Annotated in this window: 8 protein-coding genes; 2 read left to right on the top strand and 6 right to left on the bottom strand. The window is 74.0% G+C overall.

The window, feature by feature from the left end; translation table 11 throughout:
• Positions 1 to 1,035 precede the first annotated feature (1,035 nt).
• On the top strand, positions 1,036 to 2,175 hold the full coding sequence (locus DDQ41_RS32055) for an LPXTG cell wall anchor domain-containing protein (RefSeq protein ID WP_262508506.1): 1,140 nt from the start codon (positions 1,036 to 1,038) through the stop codon (positions 2,173 to 2,175).
• Between the two features lie 98 nt (positions 2,176 to 2,273).
• Here DDQ41_RS32055 and DDQ41_RS19325 read toward each other — a convergent pair whose 3' ends face one another.
• The 5 genes from DDQ41_RS19325 to DDQ41_RS19305 form a co-directional block, all read right to left on the bottom strand.
• A complete protein-coding gene (locus DDQ41_RS19325) occupies positions 2,274 to 4,454 on the bottom strand; it encodes a GMC oxidoreductase (protein ID WP_262508505.1) in 2,181 nt (726 codons plus the stop codon).
• A gap of 63 nt (positions 4,455 to 4,517) precedes the next feature.
• A complete protein-coding gene (locus DDQ41_RS19320) occupies positions 4,518 to 6,146 on the bottom strand; it encodes a succinic semialdehyde dehydrogenase (protein WP_109295602.1) in 1,629 nt (542 codons plus the stop codon).
• A 487-nt stretch (positions 6,147 to 6,633) separates the two neighbouring features.
• A complete protein-coding gene (locus DDQ41_RS19315; protein WP_262508504.1) occupies positions 6,634 to 9,966 on the bottom strand; it encodes a protein kinase in 3,333 nt (1,110 codons plus the stop codon).
• A 251-nt stretch (positions 9,967 to 10,217) separates the two neighbouring features.
• Positions 10,218 to 12,947 carry a serine/threonine protein kinase gene (locus tag DDQ41_RS19310; protein ID WP_109295600.1) on the bottom strand — a complete coding sequence of 910 codons (2,730 nt, stop codon included), beginning with the start codon at positions 12,945 to 12,947 and terminating at the stop codon, positions 10,218 to 10,220.
• 336 nt (positions 12,948 to 13,283) lie between these two features.
• The gene (locus tag DDQ41_RS19305) at positions 13,284 to 14,990 is read right to left on the bottom strand and encodes a glycerol-3-phosphate dehydrogenase/oxidase (RefSeq protein ID WP_109295599.1); all 1,707 of its coding nucleotides are present in this window, start codon (positions 14,988 to 14,990) and stop codon (positions 13,284 to 13,286) included.
• Between the two features lie 220 nt (positions 14,991 to 15,210).
• Between DDQ41_RS19305 and DDQ41_RS19300 the strand changes: the two genes are divergently transcribed.
• The gene (locus tag DDQ41_RS19300) at positions 15,211 to 16,452 is read left to right on the top strand and encodes a nucleotide sugar dehydrogenase (protein WP_109295598.1); all 1,242 of its coding nucleotides are present in this window, start codon (positions 15,211 to 15,213) and stop codon (positions 16,450 to 16,452) included.
• A gap of 185 nt (positions 16,453 to 16,637) precedes the next feature.
• Here DDQ41_RS19300 and DDQ41_RS19295 read toward each other — a convergent pair whose 3' ends face one another.
• Complete coding sequence (locus DDQ41_RS19295) at positions 16,638 to 17,762, bottom strand: GuaB3 family IMP dehydrogenase-related protein (protein WP_109295597.1); 1,125 nt, start codon at positions 17,760 to 17,762, stop codon at positions 16,638 to 16,640.
• Positions 17,763 to 17,843: the final 81 nt, after the last annotated feature.

The raw sequence follows: 17,843 nt of genomic DNA, 5'->3' as shown, positions 1-17,843 counted from the left end.
GTGCTGAGCGGGCCCTGCTGCACCGCGTTGCCGTTGGCCAGTCCGAGGAGGGTGTGGCCGCGCGGTGCGCGCGGTGCGCGCGGTGCGCGCACCGGGCGGCGCGCAGTGCCGGTGCGGCACCGCGGGCCGTGGCGGCGCCCAGGACCCCCGCGGTCCCGCGGTGCCCGCCCGGCGCTGTACGCACATCCGTACGGGGGGCGCTCTCACCCGTACGGCCCGTGACCGGTACCGGAGCGCTTCGTTGGTACCGGTGTCCGTGCCAGCCAGGGGCGGGCCCCGAAGGAAAGATCCACGCGTGGCTCCGCCGGGGCGTGTGGCGTACCGCAGGTGCGTCGTGGGACCTCGCCCCGGCGTGCGTGACCGGTCGGCAGGGGACAGCAGCCCGGTCACCCCAAGGCGGCCGGTTCCGGGGACGCCCGGAACCGGCCGCATCCGGCTGCATCCGGCCTTATGCGGTCTTGATGCGTTCCGATCCCGTGGAACGGCCTGCGGTCGTCCGCCCCGCCCTCCACGAGCCCGCCCTCCACGAGCCGGCCCCCGTATGCCGGGATACGCCGAGCCACTGCCGGACCGGGTGATGCGCTCCGGGTCATCGGGCCCGGCACCCCACCCCGGGCGAACCGCCTGCCGGTACCGCACGGCCCCGGGGACGGACACCGGCACCGACGACGCGCAGGCCGACACCGACGCCGGCACCCGCGCTGACACCGACGGCCGCGCCACCGACGCCGACGGCGACGCCCACACCGACGCAGACACCGACGCAGACACCGACGCAGACACCGACGCAGACACCGACGGCCGACGACGCCGCAGAGCGGCGGCCTCGCCGAGCCTGCCATCCGAGCCGTGCACCCGCGGCCGAACATGTGTCGGGCGTCACATAAATTCTGTGTGAGTTCCCGCGCAACCAATTGCACTGGCCACAGGTCATGCATACGCAACCAACGGCCACACCCGTGACCCCACAGCCGGGATGGCCCCACGAGACTCCGTGCCGCGTCCCGCGGCACGCCGGACTTCACTGAGGTCTTCATGAAGCTTCGCCGCGCCATGGCCGTCGCCGCCGCGACCGCCGTCATAGCCCCTGCCGCCTTCCTGGCGGCCCCGGCCGCGTACGCAACGACGGGTGGCGCCAACAGCACTTCCACCGCCGGTACCACCGGCGACACGAACACCACCGGCGACACGGGCGAGGACAAGCCCGGCGACACCGACGGAACCGGCGAGCAGAAGCCCGGCGACACCGACGACACGAACACCACCGGCGACACGGGCGAGGGCAAGCCCGGCGACACCGACGGAACCGGCGAGCAGAAGCCCGGCGAGGACGAGGAGAAGCCGGGCGAGGACAAGCCGGGCGAGGGCAAGCCCGGCGACACCGGCGACACGGGCGAGGGCAAGCCCGGCGACACGGGCGAGGACAAGCCCGGCGACACCGACGGAACCGGCGAGCAGAAGCCCGGCGAGGACGAGGAGAAGCCGGGCGAGGACGAGGAGCCCGGTGAGTTCCAGATCTGTGAGACCGATGACTTCGAGCTCTCCATCAAGGGCCTGCCGGGCAAGATCGCCGCAGGCAGCGGATGGCACGAGTTCTCCATGAACGCGTACAACAACTCGGACACGGTCCTGACCGAGATCGACTACTTCGCCGGGGCCTCCTCCGACAAGGACGGCATGGAGCTCTTCAAGAGCAGGCAGGTCGCCCTCCAGGTCTTCGACGAGGAGAGCAAGTCCTGGGAGAACCTGAGCGAGGGCGGTGAGGCCGTCGGTTACGTCGGTCAGTCCAGCGAGGTCAAGCCCGGCTACGAGGTGGACATCCCGCTCCGGATCAATGTGAAGTCCAACGCCCCCGTCGGCGCGGGCTTCACCCTGGGCGGCGGCCTCTACATCGGCGACGAGGACTGCCTGGGCTACACCGACGTCGCCTACAAGTTCCAGATCGTCTCCGGCAGCGCGGACACCGACGGAACCGAGCCGCAGGAAGGCGGAAAGGCTCCGATCCCCACCGAGAAGCCCGCCGCCAACACGTCGAGCCAGATCACCGGCAGCCTCGCCGAGACCGGTTCCTCCTCGACGCTCCCGGCCATCGGGATCGCGGGCGGTGTCGCCCTCGTCGCCGGTGCCGGTGTCGTCTTCGCGATGAAGCGCCGCAGGGGTGACGCGGTCGCGTAACGACCCGCCGCGGAGGCCGCCGTACCGGTAGCCGCACAGAACAGAGGGGCGCTGCACTCGGAGGGGGGGTGCAGCGCCTCTCGTCTGTCCGGGGGCGGTCAGGGGGACTTCGGCGGGACCGCCGGCACGCCGAGGAAGGGAAGGGTCAGGGCCCCGAAGGCGTCCGCGGGGACGGCAGGGTCATGGGGCGCGACGGGGGCCAGGCGTTCATAGGCGGAGCCCTGTTCGGGGCGGGGGTCCCGCTCGCCCCTGTTGGGCCAGAAGGACATCGCGCGCTCCGCCTGCGCCGTGATCGTCAGGGACGGGTTCACACCGAGGTTGGCGGACACCGCGGCCCCGTCGACGACGGAAATGCCCGGGTGGCCGTACAGGCGGTGGTACGGGTCGATGACGCCGGTCTCCGCCGAGGCACCGATGGGGCAGCCGCCGAGGAAGTGGGCGGTGAGCGGGGTGCCGATCAGTTCCCCGATGTTGGATCCGGCGAAGCCGTTGATCTCCTCCGCCAGGAGCGTCGCGGCGCGGGTGGCCTCGGGGATCTGGCCGGGGTTCGGGGCTCCATGGCCCTGACGTGCGGTCAGCAGGCCCTTGCCGACGCCGCCGGGCTTGCGGTAGGTCGTGAGCGAGTTGTCCAGGGACTGCATCACGAGGCCGATGATGGTCCGCTCCGACCAGCGGCGGTTGGAGAGGGCCAGGACGCTGCGCCACGGGTGGCGGGCGCAGTTGGCGAACCAGGCCCTGACGCGCCGCGAACTGTAGGGGACCTGGAGGACGGTCATCCCGCCCATCGCGTTGGAGCCCTTGCCGTAGCGGACCGGCTCGATATGGGTGCTGGCGTCCGGGTGGATCGAGGACGTGATCGCGACACCCCGGGTGAAGTCCACCCTGTTCCCGCCGTGGCGCCTGCGGTAGCGCCGGTCGTCGGTCTGGGCGCCGACGATGGCCTCGGAGTTGGTGCGGGTCAGCTCGCCGAGCCGGGCGGATATGCGCGGCAGCAGCCCGTCGTCCTTCATCCGGTGCAGCAGGGTCTGGGTGCCGTACGTGCCGGCGGCGATGACGACCCGGCGGGCCGTGAACGTACGGCCGCCGCCCCTGCGCCGGCTGTCGCTGGGCACGGTGCCGACCGCGAACCCGCCTCGGGGGTCCTCGCGCACGGAGACCACCGACGTCATGGGGTGGATGACGGCGCCGGCCCGCTCGGCCAGGTGGAGGTAGTTCTCGTTCAGGGTGTTCTTGGCTCCGTGGCGGCAGCCCGTCATGCACTCGCCGCACTCGGTGCAGGCGCGGCGCGAGGGGCCGGCGCCGCCGAAGTACGGGTCGGGGACCTCGGCCCCCGGCTCGGCCTTCGCCGCACCGGTGCCGTCCTCGCCGTCCCTGCCGTCCTCGCCGACCGCGTCGCGGCCGTCGCCGAAGAAGACGCCCACCGGCGCCATGTGGAAGGTGTCGCCGACGCCCATCGCCCGCGCGGTGGCCCTCAGATGGACGTCGGAGGGGGTCATCGTCGGGTTGAGCCGTACCCCCAGCATGCGCTTGGCCTGGTCGTAGTAGGGCCGCAGCTCCTCCTGCCAGTCCGTGATGTCCTTCCACTGCGGGTCGTCGAAGAACGGCGCGGGCGGCACATAGAGGGTGTTGGCGTAGTTGAGGGAGCCGCCGCCGACTCCGGCTCCGGCGAGCACCATCACCTTGCCCAGCAGATGGATGCGCTGGATGCCGAAGAGGCCGAGAGCCGGGGCCCAGAGGTAGTTGCGCAGGTCCCAGGAGTTCTTCGGGAGGGTCTCCCGGGTGAAGCGGCGGCCCGCCTCCAGGACGCCGACGCGGTAGCCCTTCTCGGTGAGGCGGAGTGCGGAGACCGAGCCGCCGAAGCCCGAGCCGACCACGACGACGTCGTAGTCGTATGCGCGGCCGTCGTCGCGGTCCTCGTCGCTCCGGTCGCCGCGGTCCTCGTCCTGCCGGTCGCCGCGCTTCTCGTCGCTCCGGTTACCGCGGTCCTCGTCGCTCCGGTTACCGCGGTCCTCGTCCTGCCGGTCGCCGCGGTCCTCGTCCTGCCGGTCGCCGCGCTTCTCGTCGCTCCGGTTACCGCGGTCCTCGTCGCTCCGGTTACCGCGGTCCTCGTCGCTCCGGTTACCGCGGTCCTCGTCGCTCCGGTTACCGCGGTCCTCGTCCTGCCGGTCGCCGCGGTCCTCGTCCTGCCGGTCGCCGCGCTTCTCGTCGCGGCCGTACGCGGGATCCGTGTCGCCCTCGACCCGGGCACCCGGCTTCCGGACGGGGAAGTCCTCGGACATGGCTCTCCTCGTGAGAACGTGCGGGTTCTGGGTGCTGAGCGCTGGGCGCTGGGCGCTGGGCGCCTAGCGCAGCCGCAGGGTCTTCATCACCTTCAGGGACGTGCTCATGAGCGCCGCGTACCTCTCGTCGTCCATACCGAAGGACGGGGCGAGCGGGATCAACCGCTGCTGTGCCACGGTCTGGGCCTCGGTGTACTTGAGGATGCCCTCGGAGCCGTGCCGCCTGCTCAGCCCGGAGTCCTTCATACCGCCCATCGGCGACTGCACGCTGCCGTAGGCGGGGGCGTATCCCTCGTTGATGTTGACGGTGCCGGTGCGCAGCCGGGTGGCGACCGCGTGGCCGCGCCTGCCGTCCCTGGTCCAGACGCTGGAGTTGAGGCCGTACGGGGTGGCGTTGGCCTGCTCGATGACGGCGTCCTCGTCGGTGAACCGGTAGAGGGACACGACCGGTCCGAAGGTCTCCTCGGTGCAGACCGACATCGGCGCCTCCACCCCGTCGAGGATGGTCGGCTCGTAGAACAGCGGGCCGACGTCGGTGCGGTGGACGCCTCCCGCGACGAGTGTGGCGCCCTTGGCGACGGCTTCGTCCACGTGCCGCTTCACCGTCTCCAGCTGACGCTCGCCCACCAGGGAACCCATGTCGGCGCCGTAGGCGAGGGCGCTGCCCAGGCGCATGGCCTTCGTGCGGGCCGCGAAGCGCTCCACGAACGCGTCGGCGACCGACTCGTGCACATACAGCCGCTCGATGGAGATGCAGAGCTGCCCGGCGGACGAGAAGCAGGCCCGGACGGCGCCGGCCGCGGCCCTGTCGACATCGGCGTCGTGCAGCACCAGCATGGCGTTCTTCCCGCCGAGTTCGAGGGAGACGCCGACGAGACGGGCGGCTGCGCCCTGGGCGACCTCGCGGCCGGTGCGGGTGGAGCCCGTGAACGAGACGTAGTCGGCGTGCCGTACGACCTCGGGGCCGACGACCGGGCCGTCGCCGAGGACGACCTGGAAGACGCCCGCCGGGAGCCCCGCCTCGACGAGCAGGTCACGGGCCCAGAGCGCGGTCAGCGCGGTTTCGGTGTCGGGCTTCATCACGACGGCGTTGCCGGAGACGAAGGCGGGGAGGGCGTCGCCGACCGACAGCTCCAGCGGGTAGTTCCAAGGGGCGATCTGGCCCACGACTCCCCGCGGCTGGCGCAGCTCGGTGGTCTTGGTGAGGACGGGAACCACGCCGGTGTGCCGCCTGGGCCTCAGATACGAGGGTGCCTTCCGGCCGTAGTGGCGGGCGGCGACGGCGACGGCCAGGACCTCCTCGTGGGCGTGCAGCCTGGCCTTTCCCGTCTCGAGCTGGATGAGATCGAGTACCTCGGCCTGGCGTTCGAGGACCAGGTCGTGGAAGCGCAGCAGCACGGCGGCGCGGGCGCGCGGGGAGGTCGCGGCCCAGAGGGCCTGGGCGGCCCGGGCGCGGGCGAACGCCTCGGCGACGTCCTCGGGGGTGGACTCGGGCAGGTCCGCCAGCTTCTCCCCCGTGAACGGGGTGTGGTTGGCGGTACGGCCGGAGCCGACGACGCCCCGGGTGAGCTGGGCGACCACCTCGGGCGTGACCACGTCGGCGGCGGTGCGCGCGCCGGCCGGGGCGGCCGCGGTGGGGTTGGTGCCGAGGGCGCCGGTGTGCCGGGCGGCGGGGGCCTGCGAGTCCGTCATGGGGGCGAGAGTATGACGCAATCAAGGCTTTGGGTACCCGTCAGTAACAGCTTTTCGCCGGGCCTGCGCATTGCGCCAGTGATCGCTGGCAGATAAGCGCTGATCAGGGGCTTGGGACGGGCCGGACCGCCCCGGGGCCGCCATTCCCGGTTCCGCGTGCTCCTCCTGTCCGCGGCCTCTCGGCGGTCCGGCTCTCGCGCACTCCGCGCGGAGACGATCTGCGCGGCTCTCCCGGCGGAGGCGCACCGCGGCCGTCGGAGCGGTGCGCGGACGGGGGGCCTTCACCCGATGGGAGCACCCCGGACCTCTTCGCGGGAGTCACGCTGATTCCCGGCGCGGTCACCGGCCGCGGTCGCCCGCCCGGCACCACGGGGAGCACGGGCGGCGTCCGGGCGGCCGGTCCAACCCGCCGCACGGTTCAACCCCCTGCACGGCTCAACCTCCCCGCGCTGCTCAACCCCCCGCGCTGCTCAACCCGCCGCACGGCTCAACCCGCCGCGCGGTAGGCGGTCGTGGCCTGCTGGTAGATCTCGGTGACCTTGTCCCGCTGGCCCTCGGGACCGATCACCTGAAGCACGTGGTACCTGTCGCCGACGATCATGGCGAGATTGCGTACGTACACCTCGCGTCCGGTGCTGTCCTGCCAGGTGAACTGGCCCTCCGCCATGGCCTGTTTGCCCACGTCGATCCGGCGCAGTCCGGAGGCGGTGGACCAGGAGGAGTCCCGGAAGGGCTGGAGTTCGCGCTCCCTGTCGCGCTGGTAGGCCATCGGGTCCGAGCCGTTCTCCCCGACGGAGTCCCGGCCGGGGACGACGATGAGCGTGAAGTCCCCGCCGATGTAGCGGACCTGCCCGCTGTCGTTGACGGGTCTGCGCTGCCAGGACTTGTCGACGCCGATCCGGAAGCCCTCGGGGTCCACCCGGACGGCGTAGCCCTCGGCCAGGTCCACGGCGGGCGCCGAGGTCTGCGGCCGGGTCCCGCCCGGTGACGGGTCGGCGGCCGCACCGCCGGGAGCACCCGGCCCGTCCGGCACCGGGGACGAGACCGAGACGGGTGCGGACGACGCCGAGGCCGGCGCGGACGAGGCCGAGACCGGCGCGGACGAGGACGTGGATCCGGAGCCGGTCCTGGGCAGGAACAGCATCGCGTAGGCGACGGCGGCGGCGAGGGCGAGCAGGATCAGGACGAGGAGAGTCCGTCCCAGCGAGCGCGGGCTGCGCTGCGGCCGCTCCCGGCGCTCCCGGCGCTCTCGGGGCTCACGGCGCTCACGGGGCTCTCCTGCCTTCCGGTGGCGGTGCCGGCCGCGGAGTTCGGCCGAGCCGCCGCGCCTGCGGACCAGTTCCCCCCTGCGCCGCACGACGGGGAGACGGGTGCCGTCGACGGAGGGAAGCGGTACCACCTCGGTGCCCGCTTCAGGCTCCGGGGCCGAGCGGACGAGCGACCGGAGCCAGCCCCGCAGCTCCTCGAAGTCCGGCCGCTCGGTCGGGTCCTGGCGCAGCAGCGACTCCACGACCGGACGCAGCGGACCGCACTCCTCGGCGAACGCCGGGGGCTCGGCGCAGACGAGCTGCACCAGCTCGGCCGCGTTCTCCTCCGGATACGGGGCATGGCCCTGCACCGCGCGGTAGAGCAGGGCGCCGAGGGCCCACAGGTCGGTTGCCGGGCCGATGGGCGGAGCCAGTTGCCAGTTCTCGTGGACGGGGCCCGCCTGCTCGGGTGCCCAGCGCTCGGTGACCGCGCCGACGACGGCGATCCGGGTCTGCCTGGCGCGCTCGGCGGCGAGGGGTGTGGTGGGGCCGCGGTAGGCCGCCGGGGGCGCTCCGGCGGCGACGACCTCGTCCCAGCGGCCGCCGCGGAGGGCGGGCCGGGCATCGGCGTACGCATCGGTATCCCGCCGGGCGTCGGCGCGCAGTGCGTCGCGGGCGCTGCCCCCGTACGGGGCGGTACCGCCGGCCGTGACCGGAGCCGACCCGTCGGCGGCGGAGCCGGGACCGTCGTGCCAGACGCCTGCGAGCCGGGCCCGCCGGGGACCGCCGGGCGTATCCCGGGACGGTTCGCCGTGGAGGAAGCCGCCACCGCCATCCGGGTCGCCATCCCGGTCGCCACCGCCACCCTGGTCGCCGCGCTCGTCCGCGGCGCCGGCCCGGTTCGGTCCGCCGGGTCCGTTCGGTACGCCGACTCGGTTCGGTACGCCGGGTCCGTTCGGTCCGCCGACGTCCTCGGCTTCGTCGGAGGACCCCGGCCGGGACCACCACTGCGGAGCGGGCAGCGCGTCGCGCGGGGCGGGGAGCGCGGAACCGGGTCCGGACGGGGGCACGACGGCTCCGGCCGGGGTTCCCGGGCCTTGCGGCACGCCCCGCGCGCCCCGCTCATCCCACTCGTCCCACCCGTCCGGCTCGTCCGGCAGGTCCCGCTCGTCCGGCACTCCGGGGTGGTGGAGCCGCCCGATGCCGTCCGTCCCACCCGCGGTCGGCTGGGCTGACCGGCCGCCCAGGCCGCTCCGGCCGTATCCGCGGCCGCGGTCTTCGGTCCAGGAATCGCGACCGTGACGGCCCGGGTCGCCACCGCCGGGGCGGTCAGCCGTGGGAGCGGCTTCACCGGCGCCGGGCAGGGCGCGCGGCGGGACGGCACCGGGGAGGGCGGCTCCCCGGCCGCCCTCGCCGGTCTCCGCGGCAGCGGCGGAGGCCCCGTCCTGCCCGCCCCCGCCGCTGACCGGCCGCTGCCGGTTCTCCTCGCTGAGCCGGGCGGCGGCGCGGGCACCCGCCCGGTAGGCGGCGATGGCACCGGCCCGCGCGGCGCGCGCGTCGCCCTGGCCGCCGCCGAACCCGGGGCCGTAGGCGGGCGGGATGTACCGGTCTCCGGCACCGCGGTCGGGGAGGACCGGTCCGGGCTCGAGGCCGGGCGGGGACGCGGGCGCGAGGAGCCGCTCCTGACGGGGCGGCGTCCGGTGCTGCTCGGCCGCGGGGGCTGCCGGGCCCTGGGGATCCGGTCCACCGGGGCCCGGCGGGAGCTGCCCGGCCGAACGAGGCCGCTGGTACGACGGCTCGTGACCGGGCTCGTAGGACGGCCCGTACGACGAACCGGGGGAAGACCCGTACGACGAACCCAGGGAAGACCCGGGGGAAGACCCGAGGGAAGACCCGGGGGAAGACCCGTACGACGGCCCGTGGTGAGGGCCGTGCGGCGGTTCCACCGTCTCGGCCTCCTCGAACCCCGCCTCGGGTTCCGGAACCGGCGCGTAGCCGCAGAGGGCCTCCTCCGCGGCGCCCGACGCGAGGCCGGTCAGCACCACCCGGCCGTCGTCGCACACGAGGACCGTGCGGACGGTGATGTTCCGGTGGGTCCAGCCGTGCGCGTGGAGGGCGCGCAGCGCCGTGAGCACGTCCGCGCCTATCTCCGCCGCCCGGTAGGGGTTCAGCGGCCTCTCCGCGAGCAGCGCGGCCAGCGGCCGTGCGGTGACCAGCTCGCTGACTATCCACAGCGACCCGTCCTCGGCGAACACGTCGAAGACCTGGTCGAGCCGTGGATGGTCGGGGATCTGCGCGGCGGCCTGCGCGGCCTCGACGGCCCGCCGCACCGCCGGATCGGTCGGCCGGCGCGTGGTGCGCCCCGCGGCCCGGCGTGGTGAGGTGAGGGCGGTGCCGCCCTGGTCGTCCAGCACCTCCGCATCGACGACCTCCGGCAACGGAACCTGCCGGACCAGGACTTCCTGTCCGCTGTAGGTGTCGAAGGCGCGCGTCTCGACGAGTTCGTACTCGTCGGAGGGCGGCAGGGGAAGCCGGTAGCGGTCGGCCAGCACCCTTCCCGCGTAGTCGTCCACGACGCCTCCCACCAGCGTGCAGCTTTCCCGGCCCGGTGCTCCCCGTGCCCCGCCGGTGGGGTTTTCCCACCGCGGGTCCCGGACCGGTGCCATGGTCGGTCGTGTGCGCGGCCCCGTCGCCAGAGCCGCGCTCCCGGTCCCGTGGGCCGCGCGAAGCCGTCAATTCCGGTCGCTCACCGGCCTTTTGCGGCTGCGCTCGGTCCACCGCCTCTCACGATACGTGGCCTGCCCAGTCCTTGGGGCCGAACCTCTCAGCCCTTCGGGGCGAACGTGGCGAAGGCCGTGTCCCGGAGCGTGCGGCACTCCGCGCCCTCCCACTCGCTCGCGGCACAACTGATCATGATCGAGTAGCCGCGTCCCGCGTCGACCTTGAAGCCGCGGTTGAGCACCCGGACCCGCTCACCGTTCTGGTTGCGCTCGAAGCTCCAGTCGGCGACCGTCGGATAGCCCTTGTACTCGACGGACTTGATACCGAGGTGCTTGTAGCCGTCACTGCTGCCGCTCACCGCGGGCCGCGCGGCGTTCCAGGCCGCCGCGGCATCGTCCTTGGGACTGTCGGTGAAGTCCACCTGGACGCGCGGGAAACCGCCGTCCGCGCTGAAGATCGCGCCCGAGTTCACGCCCGCGGTGCCCGTGCGGCGGAAGGACTTCGGCATCGCCATGGTGAAGTGGAACTGATCGTTCGCCACCGTCGCGTACCCGGCGGGGAGCGCGCCGCCGGCGGGGGCTCCGGAGCCCGTACCGGCGGACGGCTGCGCCTCACCCGTGCCTCCGCCGTCCTCGCCCGCAGCGTCCTCGCCCGCACCGTCCTTGCCGGCCTCGCCCGTGGCCCTGCCGTCACCGGTGGCCCCGCCGTCGGCCTTGCCGGCCTCGCTCCCCTCGCCGCCGTCGCCCCGGCCGCTTCCGTCCTCGCCGTCCTCACCCCGGGCGTCACCGCCCGCGGCGGCCCCGGCGGAGGCGGTGTCGCTCTTCGGGCTGCTCTGCCCGCTCTCGTCACCGTCCCCACCCAGCGCGGCGACGAGTACGACCGACAGCACCGCGAGCACGGCGACCACCGCGACGACCACCAGCCGGCGCCGCGGCACCACGTCGGTGAGCGACGCCCGAGCGGGGGTCGTCCGGGTGGCCGCGGGCGTTGCCGAGGGGCCGGCGGCGCCGTCCCTGCCCGCCGGCTCACCCGCCTCGGACTTCGCCGCGATCCGCACGGAGCGCAGCGCTCCGCGGAACCGCTCGGCCGCCACGTCCGCGGCCTCCCTGGCCCGCTCCCTGGCGGGTACGGGCGGCTCCGGCGCGGTGGGGGGCAGGGCGGGAGGCAGGGCGACGACCCGGGTCGCCTCCGGTGAGGGGGCCGGCTCCGCCGGGTGCTCCGGGGTGTCGACCACACCGCGCAGCAGCGCGCGGGCGCCCGCGTCGTCGAGTCGCTGCGCCGGGTCCTTGGCCAGCAGGCCGTAGACGACCTCCTCGAGCGGCCCGGCGTTCTTCGGCGGATCGAGCGGCTCGGTCATCACGGCGGTCAGCGTCGCGATGGCCGAACCCTTGTCGTACGGGGGGCAGCCCTCCACGCTCGCGTAGAGCAGCCCGCCCAGCGACCAGAGGTCGGCGGCCGGACCGGGTTTGTGGCCCCGGGCGCGCTCCGGCGAGATGTAGGAGGGCGCGCCCACGAGCATGCCGGTGGAGGTGATCGACGGGTCGCCCTCGACCTGGGCGATGCCGAAGTCGGTGAGCACGACCCGGCCGTCGGACGAGATGAGGACGTTGGACGGCTTCACGTCACGGTGCAGGATGCCTTCCCGGTGCGCGGAGCGGAGGACGTCCAGGACGGCGAGTCCGACCTCGGCGGCCCGCCGGGGCGTCAGGACGCCGTCCTCGCGGATGGCCTCCGCGAGCGACTTGCCCTCGATGAGCTCCATCACGATCCACGGGCGGTCGTCCTCGTCGACGACGTCGTAGACCGTCACGGCCCCGGTGTTGCGGATCCGGGCGATGGCCTTCGCCTCGCGCAGCGTACGGGTGATGAGGCGGCGCTTCTCGTCGTCGTCGATGCTGTTGGGGAAGCGCAGTTCCTTCACGGCGACCGTGCGGCCGAGGGTCTCGTCGTCGGCGCGCCAGACGGTGCCCATGCCACCGCGTCCGAGCACTCCGCCGAGCCGGTAGCGGCCGGCCAGCAGCCGCCCTTCGGTGGTCGGGGCGCGGCGCACCGGGTCCGCCGCGGTCTGCGCGGCACGCGGCCCGGCGGCCGAACCGGGCTTCGCGGCAGCCGTCTTCGGCTCGCCCCGTCCGGCAGCCGCCCGGCCCGCCGCCTTCCCCGCGGGTCCCTGCCCGGCCCTGTCAGCGGCGCTCGCGGCACCGGACCCGGCCGGGCCGGTCCCCGCCGGGCCGAACGGGGAGCCGGCGGCCGCGCCGTCCGTACCGGCGTCGCGGGACGTGCCCCGCGAAGCGCCTTCCCCGGCCGCCGGACGGCTGCCCCGATCGTCCGCCGCGGGCCCCGCGAGGTCGGCGCGCTCCGCCGCCGGCCCGGATTCCGCGCCGGCCACCGGAGCGCCGGCACCGGATTCGGGACTCCTGCCCGCGCTCTGAGAACCACCGTCCTTCATCAGGTCCGCCTGCCCGGCCGCGGGCTTCGCACGCGTACCGCCGCCGTCCAGGGGCGCGTTCGCGCCACCGGAGCCGGACCGGACCGGGGCACCCGCGGTGCCCGGCCCGGCGTCTCCCGACGCGGAGGCGCGCACCGCCCCGGCGCCGCCGTCGCGACGGGCGGCGCCGGTGGGCGTGCCGCGCGGGTGTTCCGGTGCCGTGTCCCGCGCGCCGTCCCGGTCGGCGGTCCCGTACGGACCACCGCCACCGGACCCGGAGCCCGCATCCGAGCGCTCGGCCCGCCCCCCGGCCGAACCCGCCGTGGTGTCCGCGCCGATGGCGCGGTCGCCCTCCCGCCGCGTGTCCCGAAGGGGTTCCGGTGCCGTGTCCCGCTTCGCCTCAGACATGCGTCCCCTCTGCGATCCCTGATCCTCGCCCGCGCCCGCCACGCCCGCGCGATGCGGTAACCCGCCCTGGAAGAAGCCCCATTCTCCCTCACTCCGGGACCGGTGGCGGTCCCGGGTCCACCGAGCGTCAGGAAGGCTCCGGGAGAAGGGGATTCCGCAGGATTTCAGTGCCGCGTCAGGCGATGTCCGCCCGACGCGACGCCCGGCACGGCGACTCGCCGCGTAGCCGAACCAGCCGAGCAGGCCCACTGCGAGGTCGATCCGGCGCCCTGCGACGCACCGCACCGGACGCCGCTCCGCGCCGCCGCCGACGGGCGGCCCCCGCCTGACGCGGCACTAGATCGGGACGATGTCCGGCGCGCCCAGCCTCGCCGCGTCCGCCGTCAGGTCGTCGGGCTGCAACTGCGATTCGCGCTCGGCCTCCACCCGCTTCTCGTAGTGCTCCACTTCCTTCTCGATCTGCCCCTTGTCCCAGCCCAGCACCGGGGCCATCAGTTCGGCGCACTCCCGGGCGCTGCGCACGCCGCGGTCGAACGTCTCGATGGATATGCGGGTCCGCCGGGTGAGCACGTCGTCGAGGTGCCGTGCGCCCTCGTGGGAGGCGGCATAGACGACTTCGGCCCGCAGGTAGTCGTCCGCCCCGGTCAGCGGGCGGCCGAGGCCGGGATCGGCCGTGACGAGTTCCAGCAGTTCCTCGGTCATGGACCCGTACCGGTTCAGCAGGTGCTCGACCCGGGCGACATGGAGGCCAGACCTCTGCGCGATCCCCGCCCTCGCGTTCCACAGGGCGCGGTATCCCTCGGCTCCCAGCAGCGGCACGTCCTCCGTGACACACTCCGCGACCCGGCGGTCCAGCCCGTGCACCGCCTCGTCCACCGCGTCCTTCGCCATGACGCGGTACGTCGTGTACTTGCCGCCGGCCACGACGACCAGACCGGGCACCGGATGCGCCACCGTGTGCTCGCGGCTGAGCTTGCTGGTCGCCTCCGACTCCCCGGCGAGCAGCGGGCGCAGCCCCGCGTACACGCCCTCGACGTCGTCACGGGTGAGCGGGACGGCGAGCACCGAATTCACCTGCGCCAGCAGGTAGTCGATGTCGGCGCTGGAGGCGGCCGGGTGCGCCTTGTCCAGGTCCCACTCGGTGTCCGTGGTGCCGACGATCCAGTGCCGGCCCCACGGGATGACGAAGAGGACGGACTTCTCGGTGCGCAGGATCAGTCCGGTGGCCGAGTGGATCCGGTCCTTGGGCACCACGAGGTGAATGCCCTTGGAGGCCCGGACGTGGAACTGCCCGCGCTCGCCGATCATGGCCTGGGTGTCGTCGGTCCACACTCCCGTCGCGTTCACCACCTGCTTCGCCCGGATCTCGTACTCCTCGCCCGTCTCGACGTCCCTGACCCGGGCTCCGACGACCCGCTCCCCCTCGCGCAGGAAGCCGAGGACGGGTGCCCGGCCGGCGGCCAGCGCGCCGTACGCGGCGGCGGTGCGCACCAGGTTCGCCACGTAACGGGCGTCGTCCATCTGGGCGTCGTAGTACTGCAGTGCGCCGACCAGGGCGTCCTTCCGCAGGCACGGGGCCGCCCGCAGGGCCTGTCCGCGGGTGAGATGGCGGTGCACCGGCAGGCCGCGGCCGTGGCCCGAGGACACCGACATGGCGTCGTACAGCGCGACGCCTGCTCCGGCGTAGACCCGCTCCCAGCCCCGGTGCCGGAGCGGGTAGAGGAAGGGCACGGGCTTCACCAGGTGCGGGGCGATCCGCTCCAGCAGCAGTCCCCGCTCCTTGAGCGCCTCGCGCACGAGCGCGAAGTCCAGCATCTCCAGATAGCGCAGCCCGCCGTGGATCAGCTTGCTGGATCTGCTGGAGGTGCCCGACGCCCAGTCACGCGCCTCGACGATCGCGGTGGACAGTCCCCGCGTGACCGCGTCCAGCGCGGTCCCCGCACCGACCACCCCGCCGCCGACCACCAGCACGTCCAGTTCGCGCTCCGCCATCGCGGCCAGGGCCTCGGCGCGCTGCGCCGGCCCCATCGTCGCTGTCCTCACGGTGCCTCCCGTCGCCCCCGCTGGTCGGGCCCACACACTCGATTCTGTCCGCACTCACGGACTTCAGCCACCGCCTGTGGACAACACTCGGGCGACCAGACGCGCGCAATACCGCATAACGGTCATATTTACTCCTAGTCTGACATTGCCCTTGCTCGTTCTGTCCACAGGACTTGCGCGTCACGTACCCCTCGGCTAATGGGAAGGACGGCCCACCGCCATGCCCGCAGATCTCGCCGTCATCGGACTCGGCCACCTCGGACTGCCCCTCGCCCAGGCCGCGGCAGCCGCGGGCATCAAGACCGTCGGCTACGACCCCGACCCCCGCCCCGCCGCCGAACTCGCCGCGGGACGCCCGCCCGTGAGCGGCTCCCTCAGCGCGCCGGAGATCCGCCGGATGCTCTCGGGGGGCTTCCGGCCCACCACCGACCCCGCCGAGCTGGGCCGGGTGCGCACCGCGGTGATCTGCGCACCGGCACCCCCCGGACCGGACCGCAGGCTCGACCTCTCGGCGGTCGGCGCGGCCGCCCGGGCGCTGGCCGCCCGGCTGCGCCCGCACACCACCGTGCTGCTCGAGTCCCCGGTCGAACCCGGCACCACGGAGGGCTATCTGCGGCCCATCCTGGAGGAGGGGTCCGGGCTGCGTGCGGGGGCCGACTTCCATCTCGCGTACTCCCCCAGCCGGCTCGACCCCGGCAACCGCGCCCACGGCCAGGCCAACACCCCCCAGGTGATCGGCGGCCTCACGCCGGCCTGCACCGAGTCGGCGGCGACCTTCTACGGCCGGATCAGCGACAAGGTGGTCCGCGCCCGCGGACCGCGCGAGGCAGAGGCCGTCAAGCTCCTGGAGACCAACTTCCGGCACGTCAACATCGCCCTGGTCAACGAGATGGCGGTGCTCTGCCACGACCTCGGCGTCGACCTCTGGGACGTCATCCGCTGCGCGGAGACCAAGCCGTTCGGGTTCCAGGCCTTCCGTCCCGGCCCGGGGGTGGGCGGGCACGGCCACCCCGTCGGCACGGTCGGGCCGCACCGATCCCTGCGGCTCGTGGAACTCGCTGGCCAGATCAACGAGCGCATGCCGGGCTACGTCGTCCAGCGCTGCGCGACCCTGCTGAACGAGCACGGCAAGTCGGCCCGCGCCGCCCGCGTCCTGCTGCTCGGCATCACCTACAAGCCGGACCTCGCCGACCGGCAGGGCTCCCCCGCCCCCGAGATCGCGCGCCGGCTGCTGGAGCTGGGCGCCTCGGTCGGGTACCACGACCCCTATGTGACGGACTGGCGCGTGAACGACCGCCCCGTACCCCGCGCCGACTCCCTGTACGAAGCCGCGGCCACCGCGGACCTCACCGTGCTGCTCCAGCACCACCGCACGTACGACCTGCAGGGCCTGGCGGTCAAGGCCCAGATCTTCCTGGACACCAGGGGGGCCTGTCCGGCGGGCGCGGCGCACCGCCTGTGACCGCGCGGGGGGAGGGCCCGGTCCCGGCGCGACCGCGACCCCGCACGGGCCTCACCACGCGCCGGGCCTCATCACGCCCCGGCCCGACCACCCGTCGAAGGGACCGGCGGCCCCTTGAGCCCGAAAAGGCCCGAGAGCGGGCTGCCGGCGGGCCCGCTCCCGTGTGTGCCGCCCGGGCCGGGCCGTCAGCGCCGGTGCTGGGAGTCCGCCACCGTCACCTCGACACGCTGGAACTCCTTCAGCTCGCTGTAGCCCGTCGTCGCCATGGCGCGGCGGAGGGCGCCGAAGAAGTTCATCGAGCCGTCCGGGGAGTGCGACGGGCCGGTGAGGATCTCCTCCGTCGTACCGACGATGCCCAGGTCGACGAGCTTGCCGCGGGGCACGTCCTCGTGGACCGCCTCCATGCCCCAGTGGTGACCGCGGCCGGGCGCGTCCGTCGCGCGGGCCAGCGGGGAGCCCATCATCACGGCGTCCGCGCCGCAGGCGACGGCCTTCGGGAGGTCACCGGACCAGCCGACCCCGCCGTCGGCGATGACGTGGACGTACCGGCCGCCGGACTCGTCCATGTAGTCGCGGCGGGCGGCGGCGACGTCCGCTACCGCCGTCGCCATGGGCACCTGGATGCCCAGCACGTTGCGGGTGGTGTGTGCGGCGCCGCCGCCGAAGCCGACGAGGACACCCGCCGCGCCGGTGCGCATCAGGTGCAGCGCCGCCGTGTACGTGGCGCAGCCGCCGACGATCACGGGGACGTCGAGCTCGTAGATGAACTGCTTGAGGTTCAGCGGCTCGGCCGCGCCGGAGACGTGCTCTGCGGAGACCGTCGTGCCGCGGATGACGAAGATGTCCACACCCGCGTCGACGACCGTCTTGGAGAACTGCGCGGTGCGCTGCGGCGACAGCGCGGCGGCCGTGACGACGCCTGAGTCGCGCACCTCCTTCAGGCGCCGCCCGATCAGCTCCTCCCGGATCGGGGCCGCGTAGATCTCCTGCAGACGGCGGGTCGCGCTCTCGGCGGGCAGCTCGGCGATCTCGTCGAGCAGCGGCTGCGGGTCCTCGTGCCGGGTCCACAGGCCCTCGAGGTTCAGCACGCCCAGTCCGCCCAGCTCACCGATGCGGATGGCGGTCCGCGGCGAGACGACGGAGTCCATCGGGGCGGCCAGGAACGGCAGCTCGAACCGGTAGGCGTCGATCTGCCACGCGATCGAGACCTCCTTCGGGTCCCGGGTGCGCCGGCTCGGTACGACGGCGATGTCGTCGAACGCGTACGCCCTGCGGCCGCGCTTGCCGCGCCCGATCTCGATCTCAGTCACGATGTGTGGCCTTTCCCTCTACGTCTGCGCCTACCAGTATCCCCGACACACATGCCGGGGGCGGTCCCGGGAATCCCCGGA

It is taken from the genome of Streptomyces spongiicola, from assembly GCF_003122365.1.
Taxonomy (GTDB): domain Bacteria; phylum Actinomycetota; class Actinomycetes; order Streptomycetales; family Streptomycetaceae; genus Streptomyces; species Streptomyces spongiicola.
The sequence above is the reverse complement of the archived record's forward strand: the minus strand, read 5'-3'. Positions and strand labels throughout refer to the sequence as shown.

What these genes read in the sequence shown, in the direction of transcription:
- DDQ41_RS32055 (WP_262508506.1), top strand. Translation starts at nt 1,036, where the DNA reads ATGAAGCTTCGCCGCGCCATGGCCGTCGCCGCCGCGACCGCCGTCATA.
- DDQ41_RS19325 (WP_262508505.1), bottom strand. Translation starts at nt 4,454, where the DNA reads ATGTCCGAGGACTTCCCCGTCCGGAAGCCGGGTGCCCGGGTCGAGGGC.
- DDQ41_RS19320 (WP_109295602.1), bottom strand. Translation starts at nt 6,146, where the DNA reads ATGACGGACTCGCAGGCCCCCGCCGCCCGGCACACCGGCGCCCTCGGC.
- DDQ41_RS19310 (WP_109295600.1), bottom strand. Translation starts at nt 12,947, where the DNA reads ATGTCTGAGGCGAAGCGGGACACGGCACCGGAACCCCTTCGGGACACG.
- DDQ41_RS19300 (WP_109295598.1), top strand. Translation starts at nt 15,211, where the DNA reads ATGCCCGCAGATCTCGCCGTCATCGGACTCGGCCACCTCGGACTGCCC.